At 57.1% G+C, this 17888-nt stretch carries 12 protein-coding genes; 6 read left to right on the forward strand and 6 right to left on the reverse strand.

Annotation, left to right across the window (positions count from 1 at the left end):
• Positions 1-8: 8 nt before the first annotated feature.
• From hslV to LWH94_RS05905, 5 genes are all read right to left on the reverse strand, one after another.
• Positions 9-539: an ATP-dependent protease subunit HslV gene (gene hslV / locus LWH94_RS05885; protein ID WP_022990117.1), complete on the reverse strand. Its 531-nt coding sequence runs from the start codon at positions 537-539 to the stop codon at positions 9-11.
• Positions 540-800: 261 nt separating this feature from the next.
• Complete coding sequence (locus LWH94_RS05890) at positions 801-1436, reverse strand: SPOR domain-containing protein (protein ID WP_232901528.1); 636 nt, start codon at positions 1434-1436, stop codon at positions 801-803.
• Positions 1437-1443: 7 nt separating this feature from the next.
• Positions 1444-3129 (reverse strand): arginine--tRNA ligase, encoded by a 1686-nt coding sequence (gene argS / locus LWH94_RS05895; protein WP_232901529.1) that lies wholly within the window; start codon positions 3127-3129, stop codon positions 1444-1446.
• Between the two features lie 138 nt (positions 3130-3267).
• Positions 3268-7914: a hypothetical protein gene (locus tag LWH94_RS05900; protein WP_232901530.1), complete on the reverse strand. Its 4647-nt coding sequence runs from the start codon at positions 7912-7914 to the stop codon at positions 3268-3270.
• 232 nt (positions 7915-8146) lie between these two features.
• The gene (locus LWH94_RS05905; RefSeq protein ID WP_232901531.1) at positions 8147-10318 is read right to left on the reverse strand and encodes a primosomal protein N'; all 2172 of its coding nucleotides are present in this window, start codon (positions 10316-10318) and stop codon (positions 8147-8149) included.
• Positions 10319-10551: 233 nt separating this feature from the next.
• Between LWH94_RS05905 and rpmE the strand changes: the two genes are divergently transcribed.
• Positions 10552-10773, forward strand: a complete 222-nt coding sequence (gene rpmE / locus LWH94_RS05910) for a 50S ribosomal protein L31 (protein ID WP_022990121.1) — start codon at positions 10552-10554, stop codon at positions 10771-10773.
• A 215-nt stretch (positions 10774-10988) separates the two neighbouring features.
• Positions 10989-12254, forward strand: a complete 1266-nt coding sequence (locus LWH94_RS05915) for a malic enzyme-like NAD(P)-binding protein (RefSeq protein WP_022990122.1) — start codon at positions 10989-10991, stop codon at positions 12252-12254.
• Between the two features lie 79 nt (positions 12255-12333).
• Here LWH94_RS05915 and LWH94_RS05920 read toward each other — a convergent pair whose 3' ends face one another.
• A complete protein-coding gene (locus LWH94_RS05920; protein ID WP_232901532.1) occupies positions 12334-14865 on the reverse strand; it encodes a penicillin-binding protein 1A in 2532 nt (843 codons plus the stop codon).
• A 238-nt stretch (positions 14866-15103) separates the two neighbouring features.
• Here LWH94_RS05920 and LWH94_RS05925 point away from each other — a divergent pair, with 238 nt between their 5' ends.
• The 4 genes from LWH94_RS05925 to LWH94_RS05940 are packed head-to-tail and all read left to right on the forward strand — an operon-like array spanning position 15104 to position 17887.
• The gene (locus tag LWH94_RS05925; protein ID WP_232901533.1) at positions 15104-16168 is read left to right on the forward strand and encodes a pilus assembly protein PilM; all 1065 of its coding nucleotides are present in this window, start codon (positions 15104-15106) and stop codon (positions 16166-16168) included.
• Entirely contained in the window at positions 16168-16731 is a 564-nt protein-coding gene (locus tag LWH94_RS05930) for a PilN domain-containing protein (protein ID WP_094625481.1), read from the forward strand. Before LWH94_RS05925 ends, LWH94_RS05930 begins: the two co-directional genes overlap by 1 nt.
• Complete coding sequence (locus LWH94_RS05935; protein ID WP_022990126.1) at positions 16731-17342, forward strand: type 4a pilus biogenesis protein PilO; 612 nt, start codon at positions 16731-16733, stop codon at positions 17340-17342. The genes LWH94_RS05930 and LWH94_RS05935 overlap by 1 nt, the downstream gene beginning before the upstream one ends.
• A gap of 2 nt (positions 17343-17344) precedes the next feature.
• The gene (locus LWH94_RS05940; protein WP_058341526.1) at positions 17345-17887 is read left to right on the forward strand and encodes a pilus assembly protein PilP; all 543 of its coding nucleotides are present in this window, start codon (positions 17345-17347) and stop codon (positions 17885-17887) included.
• Position 17888: the final 1 nt, after the last annotated feature.

Below are 17888 nucleotides of genomic sequence, written 5' to 3' on the forward strand. Positions count from 1 at the left end.
CGCTCCGGTCAGTCTTTGATGGGCAGCACTTCCAGAGTGCGGTTCTGGTTGGTGTAGATGCAGATGTCGCCGGCAATCTCCAGCGCCTTCTCTGCAATCTCGTGGGCGCTCATATCGGTATTCTCAAGCAGTGCCCGCGCCGCCGCCTGGGCAAAGGCCCCGCCGGAACCAATGGCAATCAGGCCCTGTTCCGGCTCGATGACATCACCGTTACCGGTAATAATCAGCGACGCAGTCTTGTCGGCGACGGCCAGCAAGGCTTCCAGCTTGCGCAGGGCCCTGTCACTACGCCAGTCTTTGGCCAGCTCCACCGCCGCGCGGGTGAGGTTGCCCTGGTGTTTCTCCAGCTGGGCTTCAAAGCGTTCAAAAAGGGTGAAGGCGTCTGCAGTGCCACCGGCAAACCCGGCAATAACCTGGCCGTTGTACAAACGGCGAACTTTGCGGGCGTTCCCTTTCATGACGGTGTTGCCCAGAGAAACCTGGCCGTCACCTCCCATGGCGACTTCATCGTCACGACGGACGGATACGATCGTAGTCATTATGGCTCCAGTTGCCTGTATCAAATTTTCATTTTGGTTTTATGGAGACGTTTCGCGGTAATTCAAGTGGCGTTTGCCGGAGAGCGGGCTTGGGAGCGGTTTGTTTGAGCCGAAGGTCGCGCAAGAGTTTGCGGGCAGGTTTGGGGGAGGCTTTCCAAAAATGTGCGGAGCCATGGATGGCGGAGCAGAAGCGCCACATGGATGTGCCGCAAGGAGCGGTTTTTGGAAAGCCTCCCCCAAACCTGCCCCATGCACCCGAGCTTAGCCTTCTTTGGGAACCTTACGCACCAAGGGCTGGATATTGATGGACACCAGCTTGTCCACAGCCGAATTCATCTGGCTGCGTGAGGTGAACGGCCCGACATTCACCCGGTACCAGACTCCGCCATTATCCTGTGTGATCTGCTGAACGTGGGCGCGTAGCCCCTGAAACGCGATTTGGGCGCGCTGGCGCTCAGCGTCTTCCTTGCTGCGGAAGGAACCGGACTGGAGGATGTAGTCGAACGCCGTTTTGGCCGGCCCCGGGGTGTACTCCTGTACTTTCGGCGGCACCACCTCGGATTCCGGCAGCATTTCATAGAAGCGGAAATTCTGCTCTTTTTGCCGGGCAGCATCCTGCCTGGCCTTGGTGGCCGCAGGGTTTGCTTGTTGCTGGGCCGGTGCTGCCTGTTTCGGCGCTTCCGGGCCTGCAGGCAGGGTGTTCAGGTAAACAATAAAACCGATAAAGCCACCGACGGCGGCCAGAGACAGAACCCACTTCAAGGACAAACTCCCGTGCTGCCTGTGCGCAGGGGCGCTGCGCTTGGATTTTGGTGCCTTGCGGGCGGCAGCCTTCTGCCTGGGGGCAGCGGCGCCTTTGCCCGCGGGGCGATCCTTTTTGGCGTAGTCTCTGGCCATGGCCGGCTTACATCTCTTCCGGTGCGCTCACGCCCAGCAAGTCCAGGCCGTTGGCAATCACCTGGCGTACCGCCAGGTAAAGGCTCACACGGGCGTCCCGCAGGGCTGTGTCTTCAATCAACACCTTGTGGGCGTTGTAGTAGGTGTGGAACTGCCCGGCCAGCTCACGCAGGTAGTGGGTGAGGTGGTGCGGCTCGCGCTGGGCGGCGGAATTGGCAATCAGCTCCGGGTACTTGGCCAGCTGGTTGGCCAGTTCTTTTTCTTCATCCAGGGTCAGCAGGCTCAAATCGCCCACACACTCGTTCATGCCCCGCTGTACGCCTTCGGCGGCCAGCTTGCGCAGTACGCTGCAAATCCGGGCGTGGGCATACTGGATGTAATACACCGGGTTTTCATTGGTTTGGGAGCGGGCCAGGTCGATATCGAAGGTTAACTGGGAATCCACGCGGCGCGCCGCCAGGAAGAAACGGGTGGCATCGCGGCCGACTTCGTCGATCAGGTCGCGCACGGTAACGTAGCTGCCGGCGCGCTTGGAGATTTTCACTTCCTGGCCGGAGCGGGTCACCATCACCATCTGGTGTAGAACGTAGTCCGGCCAGCCTTGGGGGATGCCGGCTTTCAGTGCCTGCAGGCCGGCGCGTACACGGGTCACCGTGGAGTGGTGGTCCGCGCCCTGTTCATTGATCACGGTGGTAAAGCCACGCTGCCACTTGTCCAGGTGGTAGGCCACATCCGGCAGGAAGTAGGTGTAGCCACCGTCTTTCTTGCGCATCACGCGGTCTTTGTCGTCGCCGAACTCGGTGGTTTTCAGCCACATGGCGCCGTCCTGTTCGTAGGTGTAGCCGTTGGCTTTCAGGCGCTCAACGGTGGCTTCTACTTTGCCATCTTCGTACAGGGACGATTCCAGGAAATACACATCGAACTGAACGCCAAAGGCTTTCAGGTCCAGGTCCTGCTCCCGGCGCAGGTAGGCCACGGCGAATTCGCGGATGGCGTCCTGGTCGTCCGGGTCGGCCTTGGCGGTCACTTCCCGGTCGTCGGCAATCACGGTTTCGCCGGCCATATAGGCGTTGGCTACGTCGACAATGTAGTCGCCCCGGTAGCCGTCTTCCGGCCAGCTTTCGTCTTCTGGGGTCAGGCCTTTAACGCGGGACTGAACCGACAGGGCCAGGTTGTTGATCTGGGCGCCGGCGTCGTTGTAGTAGAACTCACGGGTAACATCGTAACCGTTGGCTTCCAGCAGGCGGCACAGGCAGTCGCCAATCGCGGCGCCACGGCCGTGGCCCACGTGCAGGGGGCCGGTGGGGTTGGCAGACACAAACTCCACCTGAACCTTCTCGCCCTGGCCGGTGTTGTTACGGCCGAACTGTTCTGCTTCATCCAGAATGTTGTTCACAATGCCGAACGCGCTGGCGGTGCTCATGAAAAAGTTAATAAAGCCCGGCCCGGCAATCTCCACCTTCTCCACGGCCGCGCTTTCCGGCAACGCTGCCACCAGTGCCTCGGCCAGCTTTCGCGGCGGGCAGCCAGCCGCCTTGGCAGCCATCAGGGCAATGTTGCAGGCGTAATCGCCGTGGGATTTGTCCTTGGTGTTACCTACCTGCGGGGTAAAGGTCTGGTCAGCCGGCAGGGTGCCTTCGGATTGCAGGGCGGCCAGTGCAGACTGGAGAAGCTCGGATACGGTCTCTTTCATGCGTCAGATGACTCGGTGTTCAGGAGAATGGATACAGGGCAGGGCGCCCGTTGAAATCAGAAGGGGCGTATTATCGCGGAAAGTTGGGGTGTAAGCAAAAAGCCCGGCGCTGTGGCCGGGCTTTTTGGATAGTGCGCGTTAATCTGCGCGATCAGTCTTAGCTTGTCCGTTTGGTGGTGTCGCTGTAACTGTAAGGCGGAGCGGGTCGGTCGACGTCAGGTCCGGCTCCACATAAGTACAGGCGATGAAGGAATACCCTTCCACATTAGGGTCAGCGGGTACAGGTTCCTCGTTCAACAGCTTGCCGGATGAGCCAAGTGTGAAGGTACTGCTACTTGCCGGGAACAGAGTGCCCCCCTGAACTTCAAAGGCGATCTGCGTCCCGACAGGCGGTGAGTTTTTAGCGCCATTGCCAAGAAGATCAACCCAGGTCTCTGCACAGAATGCTCCGCCTGTTGCTGGCATTGTTGCGGGAGATAGCTGAACATCTTCCAAATCTGAAGTCGACATCAGCATTTGTACGCTGGATTCAATCCTTCCAGTGGGCTCGGGGCTAGTTGGATCGCCAACAAGGCTGCCGTGCGTGTAGGCGGTTACAGTGGCAAACTTTTCCGCAGCATTGGAGCTGTTTATCTCGAGGCTCTCCCATGTGACAGTGCAGCGACCATCGTTGTCCAGGATGCACTCTGGATCAATGGAACCTTGGTCAGTATGGAAATTCACTATCGTATTGCCACGTATGCGGTTGCCTTGCTCATCCGCAGCCAGCACAGTCAGCTGTACTTTTACGCCGTCTATGCCCTGTGTGTCCGGGGCAAAGTTGCTTGTGCTGATTGAGAATTTTCCAGCAACCGGCAGTTTCGAGTTCACGGCAATCGGGGCGGAATAGGCTTCCAGCAGGTTACCCTTAGTATCTGTGTAGCTGGCAATAACCCTGAAGACCACATTGTCGAAACCGTCGAGGGCTTTGATCTTAACCTCGGCGAAGCCGTTGCTGTCAGTTTCACCACCGTCTACAGGTTCTAGCACGGCTACATCAACTGCTCCGGGATTATCAAGGGTGAAGTTTATGACTTCACCATCGACACCGTTGTTCTGGTTGTCTTTCAACTGAACACGAAGTGTGGATGTAGTCTCACGGTCTTCCGTGGAATACCAGGACGGTGCAATCGAGTTCGGCTCAGGCAGCCCGGCTGTCAAAGAGTTTGCCGGCAGATCGGCCAGTTCGATAGTGGCTTCAGCTGTTGCGGTAAAGCCATCGACTCCGGTCAGCTCTGCTCGCACCAGATCTGTGGTCTGTGAGCCGCAGTTTTGCGCTGTGTACAGAATCTCGATATAGCCAAGGCTAACAGATGCATTATCGGCGGAGAGCGGAGATGCGGTCGCTCCGGGTTGTTCACCACACTGGGAAGTGAACTCCACTGTCAGCGGCTGCCCCTTTACCTGAGTTTCAGTCACGGCATCGGCGATGGACAGATAGAGTTTGGTCTGAACGCCCAGAGGCAAGGCGGTGTCCCGAGAGTTGCCGATTACGCGAGCATTAAACGCACCTGCTTCGTCAAAGTAACCAAGTGCCAGCTCCTGGCCTTCTTTGGCTGCAATATTGACCGTTGTGGATGCAAAAGTATCTGTCCCGCCAATTCGGGCGTAGATGGTGTCCTCGCCAACGCAGCCTTGTGCCCGGTACGTGCTAATCAGCTCCCCTGACTCTGTGTTGCCGGTAGTGTCAATCGTGGCCAGGCCAGAATCCAGACAGGTAGAGAAGAACTCGATAGAGCTCTCGAAGCCGGTTAGCTGCTCAATGAAGTTACCGGCATCATCAACCTTGGCGATGACTGAGCGGATGTCGGTGCTTGGCTCGGCTTCGGTGTTGTAATCCAGCTCAGATTTGCTGGCAGCCAGGCTGTCTGTGAACAGTTCCGCGCCATCATAAGAACCGATGGCTAGCTTGGTGTCAGACACAATGATGTCTGCGCTGGCTTTCAGTGTGCTGTCGCCATTAAGGAAAACCACCACGTTGTCCGTGCCCAGACAGTCCGGGGCGGCATTGTAGGTTGCCAGAATGGCGCCACTTGTCGTGGTGTTTGTGCCAGTTACAGAGGCTCGGCCTGCGTCTATGCACATGGATGTGAACTCGGCGCTGTAAGGAGTGGCACTCGCTGGTTCGCCATCGCTCTGAATGTTGACGATCAGGTCTGTTGAGGCTACTCCGTTAGCGTCCAAAGTCAGGGCCGGGTTCGTTACACGGATTACTCCGGGCTGGAAAGTGCCGCCGGCATCGAGGGAGCCCACCTCAATGACAGGTTCGGCGGGCGGAACAATCGGAGTGTTAGTGAAAGTTACTTTTGCAAGCTTTTCACTGTCATCGTTCAGTTTGGCGTAGAGGGTATCTTCGCCAATACACTGTGAACCCGGCGTATAGATCGCGCGGACTTCTCCTGCTTCGGTGGATACCTCGAGGTTGTCCATAGAGGCCCAGCCGGAAGAAATACAGGCCGAGAAAAAGGTGATATTACTTGTTTCGCCCACCAAAGGATTGTCGGCGTTATTAGGGTCAGCGATCGTGAGTGCTACGCTAGCCTGGCCATTTTCCGGGTCGCTTATAATCAGATTGGTTGATGGTGTGACCTTGATTTCACCAGCAACAAAGTTTCCTGAAGAATCGGTATACCCCAAAGCAGGATCTGTGGCCGGGGGCTGGGATGTCAGGGCGATGGCGACACTTTCTTGTATGTCATCCGAGCTGTTCAGTCGTGCCGTGATGACGTCCTCCCCGCCGCTAAGTTCCAGACATGCTTCGGTGGCTGTGTAGCTGGTGTAGATCACGCCCTCCGAACCAGAAACCGATGCAGGATTGAAGGAAGCTGCGCCAGCGACCGAGCAAGCAGACGAGAAGCTGACCGAATTGCTGCTTTGCTTGATCAAATCACCTGTTTCAGGATCGATGATGCGAGTGGTGATGGTAGCGCTATCGCCAACTGTCAGGGTGGAAGGGGTTGCCTGCAACGGAGCCAGAGTTGCATCCGGCGCCGATGCTTCACTTTGAAGTGTTACGACGGCTTCAGCGGTGAAGGTTTGATCTCCTGCGGTTAATTTAGCTCGGATAGTGTCGGTGCCATAAGCATCGAGACACTCTTGAGAGGGGGTGTAAGTAGAGAGAACCTTACCCTCAGAGCCCGGGACAGTGACAGGGTTAAATGTAGCTTGTCCGGATACTGAGCAAACCGAGAAGAAGGAAACCTCTGTGTCGCTATCTTTTACTAAGGCATACGCATTGTTCGGGTCAACGATAGAGACTGAAATTGGGGTTGCTTCGCCAACAGAAACGGTGTCGTGCGCTACAGCAACCATGCCCTCCCGGAAACTAGGAGTCGGATCAGTCGCGGTGGTGGTAAAAGCACCAAAGGCGAGGGAGGTTGTGGTGGAAGAGCCGGATACGACTGTAACATCTACTTCGGCGATTATTTCGTCACTGTTGTTCAGCTTGGCAGTAATCTTGTCCACGCCACCGTTGTTTGAGACGCAATCTTCAGACGGAGTGTAGGTAGTAGGGGCGAGGCCATCATCTCCAGAGATGCTCTGGGGAGCAAAATTTGCCCAGCCCGCCCGTGAACAGGTGGACGAGTAGCTGACTGAGTTCTGGGATGATTTTACCAACGAATGAGGTGCAGGAGTGCTCAGGTCCACAATAGAAACAGAGATCGGTGCGCTAGTCCCGGCAGTGGCCGATCCAATGAACTGAATCTGGCCATTATTAAAGGTAGAGCCATTAAAGAATCCAATAGCTGTTTGCTTTTCTACCAGGGTTATTGTTGCTGTAGCTTCAAGATCGTCTTGGCCCTCTACCTTGGCGGTGATTACATCTTCACCGCCGTTGGCTTCGAAGCACTCGAGGCTGGCCGTGTATGACGCAAGCACCTTGCCTTCAGAGAGTGGGATTGAGGAAGGGGTTACGCTGGCATAGCCGGATAACGCGCAAACAGAGCTAAAGGAGACGGAAGCACTGCTGTTGGTTGCCAGCTCATTGCCTTTCGATGGGTCGACTAGCGACAGCGATAAGTCGACTGTGTGGGCTGAGTTTTGTCCTACAACAAGAGTGTCTTGGGACAGGCCAATTTCCTTGTCGATGAAATTGGCTCCATCAAAAAAGCCTAATGCAACGGAAGGTGCATTAGCCTGATCGAGAAGATTAATTTCAATAGTTGCCGTATTGTCATCGTCGCCGTTGAGGCGCGCGGTGATGACGTCTTTGCCTCCATTATTTTTAAGGCACTGCTCTGTTGGAGTGTAGATCGTGTTGATAACACCTTCCGAGCCCGGAACTTGCTCAGAACCAAATGATGCCCAGGGGCCTGTTTCGGGACTAGAGGCGACAGAACATTGAGATGAAAAGCTGACGCTGTTCTCTGAGACTTTCGCCAGAGCGTTACCTTGACTTGAGTCCACGATATTCAGCGTCAAAATTGAGCTGCCAAATTGTTCGGAGCCAATCGTCAGGGTATTCGTATTTGCAGAAATTTCCCCGCGCACGAAAGCATCGCCTGTCTCGGTTCCAATGTGAAAGACGGTGGTTGAGTCGTTGTCTGTCCCAGAACCGTCTGCACCATCGTTGCCGGCATCTGAACCAGAATCAGTGTCGGTGCCGGAACCTGGGTTTGTGACAGGGGCTGAGTTCTGATCGCCGTTATCGGCACCATCATCTATGGGTGCGAGTGGAGACGAGCTATCATCCCCCCCCACAAGCCGCCAAAAATACAGCCAGCGACAACGCCGACGCACGCGCAAGGAATTTCCCTGACATTTTTATATCTCCAGTGTTCGTTACAGCAAAAGCCTTTTCGCTGCGCATTCCCTGCACGAGAACCGCAACCTTAGGTGTTGTTACAGAATTCTTCTATAGTTTGCTGAAAATCATAGCACAGTCGGTGAAAAGGCAATGATTACGGCGCGAGTTTTCTGCAAAAGATTGTAACGTTTTGCAGGGCGTGCGCTGTGTCGCACTTCAAAGCTTTCCAGCTCAGCCGGTTTCCTGCGGGTCTACATCCACCATCCAGCGGGTGCTGGTGGGCAGTTTGGTCTGGTCCAGGTGTTGGCATATATGGCTCAGTAGCCGGTTCAGCTGGCCCCGGCTGTCGCTCACCAGTACCAGCTGGGCCCGGTGGCGGTCGGCCTTGCGGGCGATGACGGCTGGTAGCGGACCCCATACTTCTATGCCCGGTGTTTGCGCCATGGGTTTCAGGGTGTCCAGCAGTTGCAGGCTGTGCTGCATGGTGTCCGCTTCGGCCCGGAGGATGGCCATGGCCCGGAAGGGCGGGAGTTGGCCGCCTTCGCGTTCGGCCAGTAGCTGGTCGGCGATGTTGGCGTAGCGGCCCTGGTGCAAAGCGTTGAGCAATGGGTGGTCGCTGTGGCAGGTCTGGATCAGTACTTTGCCGGGTTTGTCGCCCCGGCCGGCGCGGCCGCTTACCTGTAACAGGGTCTGGATCATCTGTTCCGGTGCGCGGAAATCCACGCTGAACAGGCCTCCGTCTGCATTCACCACGCACACCAGGGTCACGTTGGGGAAGTCGTGGCCCTTGGCCAGCATCTGGGTGCCCACCAGTATGCACGGCTCGCCGCTGTTCACTTTTTTCAATATGGCCTGGATACTGCCCTTGCGCTGGGTGCTGTCCCGGTCGACCCGCACCACGGGAGTGTCCGGAAACTGTTCGGCCAGGGTGTCTTCGGTACGCTCGGTGCCCTGGCCCACAGGTTTGTAGTTTTCGCTCTGGCATTTCGGGCAGGTGTGGCTGGCGGCCATCTGGAAGTCGCAGTGGTGGCAGCGCATGGCCCTGTCCCGCCTGTGATAGGTCAGGCGGGTGTCGCAGCGGGGGCATTCCTCCAGGTGGCCGCAGTCAAAACACATCATCACCGGGGCGAAGCCGCGGCGGTTTACAAACACCAGTGCCTGTTCGCCTTTATCCAGTGTGTCTTTGATGGCATTCAGGACGGGTCGGGACAGCCCGGCTTCCAGTGGCCGGCTGCGGATGTCCAGTAGCTCTAGCGCCGGAGGCTTGGCGTTGCCGGCCCGTTCTTCCAGCCGGATTAACTGGTACTTGCCCTGACTGGCGTTGTGCCAGGATTCCAGAGATGGCGTGGCGGAGCCCAGGATCACCGGGCACTGGTTCAGGTGGGCCCGGTATACGGCCACATCCCGGCCGGAATAGCGGAAGCCCTCACCCTGCTTGTAGGAACTGTCGTGCTCTTCGTCCACGATGATGGTGCGCAGCCCGGTAAACGGAAGCAATACGGCAGAGCGGGTGCCAATCAGGATAACCGGCTCGCCGTTGCGGATTTTCAGCCAGGTGCTCAAGCGCTCGCCGTCGTTCAGGGCGGAATGCCATACCGCAATCCGGTTGCCGAAATAGCGGCGGAAGCGGGCCAGGGTTTGCGGCGTCAGGTTGATTTCCGGCACCAGCACCAATGCTTGCTCGTTGTTCTGCAGGCGGGTTTTCAGGTAGTGCAGGTAGAGCTCGGTTTTGCCGCTTCCGGTAATGCCATATAAAAGGGTGGCAGAGAATTCGTCGGTGCGCTCCGGAAAGCCGGCGGCGGCTGTTTGCTGGGCCGGTGACAGCTGCGGAGCGGGCAGGTCGGCTTCCGCAGCTGTGGTTATGCTGGCAATCGCTTCCTCCTGCTGTATCAGTTCTTTCTGCTCCAGCGTGCGAATCTGTGCACGGCTGAAGCCGGCCTGAACCAGGGCGCTGGTGGTTATGCCCGGCGCTTCTTTTACCGTATTGAACAGCGCCCGTTGGCGGTGCGCGGTGGCCGGCAGGGCGGGTTCGCTGGCGGTGCAGTGCCAGCTTTCATCCGGCTTTTCTCGCGCGGGCCGGCCTTTGCGCAAGGCGGGGGGCAGGGCGGTGAACAGGCATTCGCCCAGTGGGTGCTGGTAGTAGTCGCTGGCCCAGGTTAATAGCCGGAAGGTGCTTTCGGGTAGGGCGGGCCAGGGCTCCAGGGCTTCGGCCACCGGCTTCAGGGTAATGCCTTCAGGCGGTTGAACCCCGGTCTCCACCACCAGGCCGGTCAGGGTTTGCCGGCCGAAAGGCACTTTCACCCGCTGCCCCGGGGCCAGCTCAAGGCCATCCGGAACCCGGTAGTCAAACAGCCTGCGGAGCGGGCGGTTGAGGGCGATGCGGGCAGTTGCTGGCCGTGTCACGGTATCTGCGTATCCTGAAAACGGGCGGTATGGCGCCGGCGGTAGTTTACGGGCTGGTTCCGGGGGAGCAAGATACTTGCCTGTGGCCGGGTTTGTCAGTAAGATTCGCGGTCTGTTTCTGGCCGGGCTTGATTGTGCACGGTCTTTCCAATTGATTCAAACATGCGGTGCCTGGCTGAAACCGCCCCTTACGGCGGGTGATCAGGTAGCGGCATGACCGAAAGAGGTTCGCCATGAAAGAAGGTATTCACCCGAAGTACGAAGACATCACCGCTACCTGTTCCTGCGGTAACGTGATCAAGACCCGTTCTACTGTTGGTCACGACCTGCAGCTGGACGTTTGCTCCCAGTGCCACCCGTTCTACACTGGCAAGCAGAAGGTTATGGACACCGGTGGTCGTATCGATCGCTTCCAGAAGCGTTTCGGCAGCCGGATCGGCGGCAAGAAAGACTGATCATTGCCGCAATGCTGAAAAAAGCGCCTTCGGGCGCTTTTTTTGTGCCTGCAGATTGGGCCCTTTTGTTGCTGCATACGCAAAATGCCCTATTGACTGATTGTAAAATGTTCGATTTCGGCTTGTCGTTTCGGGTCGGGCGCGCCATAATGGCGCGCTCCGCTGGCTAGCTCCGGCGGTATTTACCTTTAAACGTGACAAACGGAACAGTGGCAATGTCTCAAGATCTGAAAGAAGCAGCCCTTGAATATCACGCCAAACCGCGGCCGGGTAAGCTGAGTGTTGAAATCACCAAGCCGACCGAAACTGCCCGCGATCTTTCCCTGGCGTACAGCCCCGGGGTTGCCGAACCGGTCCGCGAGATCGCGAAGGACCCCGAGAATGCATACAAATACACAGCCAAGGGTAACCTGGTAGCCGTTATTTCTGACGGTACTGCCATCCTGGGTCTGGGTAATCTCGGCCCCCTGGCGAGCAAGCCGGTAATGGAAGGCAAGGGCGTACTGTTCAAGCGCTTTGCCGGAATCGACGTATTCGATATCGAAGTCAATTCCGAAAGCCCGCAAGCGTTTATTGAAACTGTTGAGCGTATCGCAGATACCTTCGGCGGCATCAACCTGGAAGACATCAAGGCACCCGAGTGCTTCGAGATCGAGCGCGCTCTGATCGAAAAGTGCAATGTGCCCATCTTCCACGATGACCAGCACGGTACTGCCATCGTAACTGCAGCCGGCATGATCAATGCCCTTGAGCTGCAGGGCAAGAAAATCGAAGAAGCCAAGGTGGTTTGTCTGGGCGCTGGTGCGGCCGCAATCGCCTGCATGAAGCTGTTGGTCAGCTGCGGTATCCGCTCTGAAAACATCTACATGCTCGACCGTAAGGGTGTGATCCACTCTGGTCGTGACGATCTGAACCAGTATAAGGCGATGTTCGCGAACGAGACGGACAAGCGCACCCTGGACGACGCTATCGACGGTGCTGATGTATTCCTGGGTCTCTCCGGCCCGGACCTGTTGGGTGCCGAGCAGCTGGCCAAGATGGCTCCGAACCCGATCGTGTTTGCCTGCTCCAACCCGGATCCGGAAATCAGCCCGGCGGTGGCCATGGCTACCCGTGATGACCTGATCATGGCGACCGGTCGCTCTGACTATCCGAACCAGGTAAACAACGTACTGGGCTTCCCGTTCATTTTCCGTGGCGCGCTGGACGTTCGTGCAACCGCCATCAACGAGGAAATGAAAGTGGCCGCTGTTCACGCCATCCGTGAGCTGGCCAAGGAGCCGGTACCCCAGGAAATCTGTGCCGCTTACGGTGTAGATAGCCTGGAGTTTGGCAAGGAATACATCATTCCCAAGCCGATGGATGTTCGTCTGCTGGAAGTGGTTCCTGCTGCTGTGGCCCGTGCCGCGGTAGACTCCGGTGTAGCTGGCCTGCCTTACCCGGCCCACTACCCGCTGAAGTCCATGGACGACATCATCTGATTGCGATGTAGTCTGGCTTCATAAAAAAAACCGGCGGAGATCCCGCCGGTTTTTTTATGTCTGTATCTTCGCTTCTCGGTCAGAAAATCTGCCGTGACAAGCCTTCAGATTCGCCGTTCAGTCCGGAGCCATTGTCGTCTGCAGAAAGCGGTGCCGGCACGTCTTCTTCCTTGAACAGCTCGAACACCCCGTCCTCTCCCGGACGTGCCCGCTCGCCGGTCTGCGGATTAATGCGGATGCTGGCAAGGCCGTTTGGCCGGTCCATAGTGGCGGCAGGCGCATCCTTCAGCGCGACTTTCATGTAATCCAGCCACACCGGCAGGGCGGTGCTGGCACCATATTCGGCGCGACCAAGCGGGGCTGGCTGATCAAAGCCGACCCATACGGTTGTTGCCATGTCGTGGTTGAAGCCGGCAAACCAGGTGTCTTTCTGCTCGTTGGTTGTACCGGTTTTGCCCGCCAGGTCACTGCGCTCAAGGACCAGTGCGCGGCGGCCGGTACCCCGGCGGATGACGTCCTGCATGATCGAATGCAGGATGTACACGGACCGCTCATCGGCCAGCCGGCGCATTACCCGTGGCCCTTCGGGTTCGTCTGCAGAGGCGGGCAGTGCCATGCCTTTGGTATCGGGAAGCTCGTCGGTCTGGATGTCTGTGGCGTTCTCGTTTTCCGCCAGCTGATCGCAGTTACTGTCGCACAGTATGGTTTCCGGTGCTTCGTATACCACGGTGCCGTCAGATTCCTCGATGCGTTCGATCAGGTACGGTTGTACATCGTAGCCCCCGTTGGCGATAACCGCGAAGGCGCGGGCCAGTTCCATCGGAGTCAGCAAGCCGCTGCCCAGAGACAGTGACAGGTTGGATGGCATGTTGTTGGTCGGTACCTTCAGCTGGCCCAGGTAATCCAGGGTGGTCTGAATGCCCAGGTCCCGAAGCAGGCGAATAGATACCAGGTTCCGTGAGCGATAGAGGCCCTCACGCAAGGTGGTGGGGCCGTAGAATTGCCCTGATGAATTCTGGGGGCGCCAGGTGTCTTCCAGTTCCGAGTCATCGAAAACAATCGGCGCGTCATTATAAAGGGTGGCCGGTGTGCGTCCGTTTTCCAGGGCAGCCAGATACAGGAACGGCTTGAAGGTGGAGCCCGGCTGGCGCTGGGCCTGGGTGGCACGGTTGTATTTGCTCTGGCTGAAGCTGTAGCCGCCGGCCAGGGCTTCGATGGCGCCGGTTTTTGCGGCCAGCGAGATCAGCGCGCCTTCCACTTTGGGTGCCTGGGCAAGGGCCGCCTTCAGGGTGCCGGCACCGGCTTCTGCGGGTTTCGGCTGATCGTCATTGGCCTCTGGCAGTTCGGTGACCTGCGGCAGCTCCAGGATCTTCGTGTAAATCACGTCACCGACGCTCACCACGTCTGACGGCTTTTTCGGTTCCGGGCCGGTCAGGTTTTCGGTGCGGTACCGCTTGGCCCAGGTCATGGTGTCGAAGCCTATGATACCGGTGCCCAGTCTTCGCAGCTGGGCATGCACTTCACCGGCCTCATCGTCGATGCGGGTAACCACGGCGGGCACCAGTGACTCCACTTGCGGATAGTTGAGCAGTTGTCGGGAGATTTCGTCGCCTGACAGGTCGCTCACATCAATCTGGCCGATCGCGCCACGGAACCCGTGGCGGCGGTCATAGTCTTCCAGACCCGCCTGCAGGGCTTCGGTGGCAGCCTGTTGCTTCTCACTATCCACGGTGAGGGTTACGCTGTAGCCGTCGGTGTAGGCTTCCTCGCCAAATCTGCGAACCATTTCGGCGCGGGCCATCTCGGCCAGGTAGTCGGCGTTAACTTCGGTTTCCCTGGTGTTGTAGCTGGCTGTAATAGGTGCGTCTTTGGCAAGGGCCCAGGCTTCTTCGCTGATGTATCCCAGATCTTTCATCCGGCCAAGAATCCAGTCCCGGCGAATCAACGCCCGCTCTGGGTTTGCTAGCGGGTTATAGGCAGAAGGTGCCTTGGGCAGGCCTGCCAGCATGGCCATCTGGGCGAGCGAGAGTTCGTTAACCGGTTTGTCGTAATACACCTGAGCTGCCGCTGCGATACCATAGGCCCGGTTACCCAGATAAATCTTGTTCAGGTACAGCTCGAAGATCTGTTCTTTGTTCAGTTCACGTTCAATCTGAAGTGCCAGCAGTATCTCGTTGAACTTGCGGATGAAAGTGCGGTCCCGTGACAAAAAGTAATTTTTTGCAACCTGCATGGTGATGGTGCTGCCTCCAGACTGGATTTCGCCGGTGGAGACCAGTTCGATGGCAGCCCGCACCAGGCCTTTGATGTCTACCCCGAAGTGGTCGTAAAAGCGGGAGTCTTCAGCGGCCATAAAGGCTTGTAACTGAATTGTAGGGATCTGTTCTATTGTGACCGGTGCCCTTCTCTTTTCGCCGAATTCTGCTATTAATCTGTTGTCTTTGCTATACACCCTCAGCGGCGTCTGCAGCTTTACGTCCAGCAGCTGGTCAACATCCGGCAGGTTGGGGCGAAGGTAAAGGTAGAAGCTGGAGGCAACAATAACAGCGACACTCAGGCCGGTGAGAATGAACCAGGCTAAAACACGAGATGTACGCAGCAGATTAGACATTTTTTTCTGACAACAGTTGGATATAGGTCTATTATTTGAGAAATTGCTTTAGGAAGGCTTGGGTGGCCTTTCCAACCTGCAATCGCTCCTGAATAAATAAGAGAGTGCATTGTAGACGTAAAAAACAAGAAATTCTCTTACATAAAAAACAGATAGCGCAATTCTGGGTTAGCTACCGGAACTCAGGAGCTCCAGGGTTGCACAGCCGGGTGTATTCAACCAGGTATAGGGTGAGCGCGTGTTCGGATTACCAGGAAAAAAATCCAGTGCTGTGCTGGGCGTGGATATCAGCTCCAGTTCAGTGAAGCTGCTCGAGCTGTCGAAACATGGCAGTCGTTATCGGGTCGAGAGCTATGCCGTAGAGCCGTTGCCGGCTGATGCGGTAGTCGAGAAAAATATCACCAACGTCGAAGCTGTGGGCGAAGTGCTCAAGCGGGTGGCGTCCAAGTCCCACACCAGCGTCAAACAAGCTGCTGTCGCGGTGTCCGGTTCGGCGGTCATCACCAAGATCATCGAAATGGATAGTGGCCTTAACGAGTTCGAGATGGAAGACCAGATCGGCCTCGAAGCAGATCAGTACATTCCTTATCCGCTGGATGAAGTGGCCCTGGATTTTGAGGTTCAGGGGCCTTCCGAATCTAACCCGGACAAAGTTGAAGTGCTCCTGGCGGCTTGCCGGAAAGAGAACGTAGATGTCCGGGAAGATGTGCTTGAAATTGCCGGCCTGAAATCCAAGATCGTCGACGTTGAAGCCAATGCCCTTGAGCGCGCTTACACCCTGATCGAACAACAGCTCGATGGGCAGGGCGAGGAAATGGTCGTTGCCATTGTCGACCTGGGTGCCACCATGACCACGCTCAGCGTTCTAGCCGGCGGCACAACGGTTTATACCCGTGAACAAATCTTCGGCGGCCGCCAGCTGACGGAAGAAATCCAGCGCCGCTATGGCGTGTCGTTCGAGGAAGCCGGCCTGGCCAAGAAAAAGGGCGGGCTGCCGGACGACTACGAAGAGGAAGTACTTGGCCCCTTCCGGGAAGCAGTGGTTCAGCAGGTTGCCCGCGCACTGCAGTTCTTCTTCGGTGCCAGTCAGTACAACTCGGTGGATTATGTGGTGCTGGCAGGCGGTACGGCCTCTATCCAGGGACTGGTGGATATGGTTGAAGAAAAAACCGGTACCCGGACCCTGGTGGCTAACCCCTTCGCCGATATGTCGATCGGCTCCCGGGTAAACGCCTCAGCCCTGAGCAATGATGCCCCGTCGTTGATGATTGCCTGTGGTCTGGCAATGAGGAGTTTCGACTGATGGCAAAAATTAACCTCAGGCCCTGGCGTGAAGAACTGCGGGCTGAAAAACAGAAACAGTTCGTGGTGATGATTCTGGGCGCGGCGATTATTGCCGCAGGCCTGGCATTCCTCTGGAAGAGCGATATGGATAACCGGATTGCCTACCAGCAGTCCCGTAATGCCTACATCGAAACGGCCGGTAAGGAACTGGATAAGCAAATCAAAGAGATTGAAAACCTCAAGCGGCAGCGCGACGAGCTGCTGGCTCGTATGCAGGTCATCCAGGATCTGCAGGGCAAGCGCCCTGTTATTGTCAGGGTATTTGACGAGTTGGTGCGCACGTTGCCCGATGGCCTGTTCTTTACGGACCTGAAGCGGTCGGGGGATCGGATCGATATCGTTGGCATGGCCGAGTCCAACAGTCGCATTTCGAACCTGATGCGCCGCTTTGACGAGTCTGACTGGTTTACCAGTCCGAACCTGTCCAACGTGGCTGTGGCAGACGATCGCCGTGCCGGATACAGCCAGTTCAACCTCTCTGTGCAGCAAAAAACTCCAGAGCCCGAAGGGGAGGATAAATAATGAGCCTCGCGGACTCACTTAAAAGCCTGAATGAATTCGATATCAATGACCTTGATATCAATAACGCGGGTATCTGGCCTGCGCCAGTCAAGGCAATTGTTGCGCTGATAGTCTTCGGCCTGATTCTTGGTGGTGGCTACTGGTTCTTTATCAAGGATCAGTACGCTCAGCTCGACCGTGTCGAAAAGCAGGAGCAGGAACTCAAGCAGCAGTACGAGCAAAAAGCCTATCAGGTGGCGAACCTGGACGTGTTCAAGGCCCAGATGGCCGAGATGGAGGAAACCTTCGGAGCGCTGGTGCGTCAGCTACCCAGTGAGACGGAAGTTCCGGGCCTGCTCGAGGACATTACCAACACGGCGTTGGGCAATGGCCTGGCGTTGCAGGAAGTGAAGCTGCAGCCGGAGCAGCGCCGGGACTTCTACTCGGAGCTGCCGATCAACATCCGGGTTTCGGGCGCCTACCACGAGCTTGCCTCTTTCGTGAGCAGTGTGGCCAGCCTGCCGCGGATCGTTACATTGCACGATTTAACCATCAAACCAATCAGCGGAGAGGGTGACCAGCTTGATATGCAGGTTGTTGCCCGTACCTACCGCTACCGGGCTGGAGAGTGAGCATGACAGGAAAGCATGCGGGAAAAGCCTGGCTGGGTGTGTGTCTGGCCTCTTTGCTGACGGCTTGTTCCCAGGGAAACGGTTTCTCTGATCTGGACAAGTTTATGGCGGATACCCGGGCCAAGCCCCGGGGCCACGTTGAGCCCCTGCCGGAATTCAAAGCCTATGAGGCGTTCAGTTATTCGGCAGCCGATCGGAGAGCGCCGTTCGAGCCGCCCATCGATGTTCAGCTGACCATGGCTGAGGAGCAGCCGGTAAGTGACGTAGAACCGGACCTCGATCGACCGAAGGAAGTGCTGGAGAACTTTGACCTTAAATCACTTGGAATGGTTGGTACTCTGCAGGGCGTGGATGGCAGCCTGTTCGCGTTAATACGGGACAACGAAGGCGGGATTCACCGGGTCCGCACCGGTAACTACATGGGCCAGAATTATGGCCGGGTGGTTGGCGTGAGCGACACCCGGATTGAGCTGGTGGAAATCGTTCCGAACGGCCGGGGTGGTTGGGTCGAGCGCCCGCGCTCCCTGTCCCTGGATGAAGGATGAG

Source organism: Marinobacter sp. G11, from assembly GCF_021282325.1.
Lineage (GTDB): Bacteria > Pseudomonadota > Gammaproteobacteria > Pseudomonadales > Oleiphilaceae > Marinobacter > Marinobacter vinifirmus.

Coding starts and splice junctions, on each gene's coding strand:
- LWH94_RS05935 (WP_022990126.1), top strand. CDS start 16,731: ATGAGCCTCGCGGACTCACTTAAAAGCCTGAATGAATTCGATATCAAT.
- hslV (WP_022990117.1), bottom strand. CDS start 539: ATGACTACGATCGTATCCGTCCGTCGTGACGATGAAGTCGCCATGGGA.
- argS (WP_232901529.1), bottom strand. CDS start 3,129: ATGAAAGAGACCGTATCCGAGCTTCTCCAGTCTGCACTGGCCGCCCTG.
- LWH94_RS05920 (WP_232901532.1), bottom strand. CDS start 14,865: ATGTCTAATCTGCTGCGTACATCTCGTGTTTTAGCCTGGTTCATTCTC.
- rpmE (WP_022990121.1), top strand. CDS start 10,552: ATGAAAGAAGGTATTCACCCGAAGTACGAAGACATCACCGCTACCTGT.
- LWH94_RS05930 (WP_094625481.1), top strand. CDS start 16,168: ATGGCAAAAATTAACCTCAGGCCCTGGCGTGAAGAACTGCGGGCTGAA.
- LWH94_RS05940 (WP_058341526.1), top strand. CDS start 17,345: ATGACAGGAAAGCATGCGGGAAAAGCCTGGCTGGGTGTGTGTCTGGCC.
- LWH94_RS05915 (WP_022990122.1), top strand. CDS start 10,989: ATGTCTCAAGATCTGAAAGAAGCAGCCCTTGAATATCACGCCAAACCG.
- LWH94_RS05890 (WP_232901528.1), bottom strand. CDS start 1,436: ATGGCCAGAGACTACGCCAAAAAGGATCGCCCCGCGGGCAAAGGCGCC.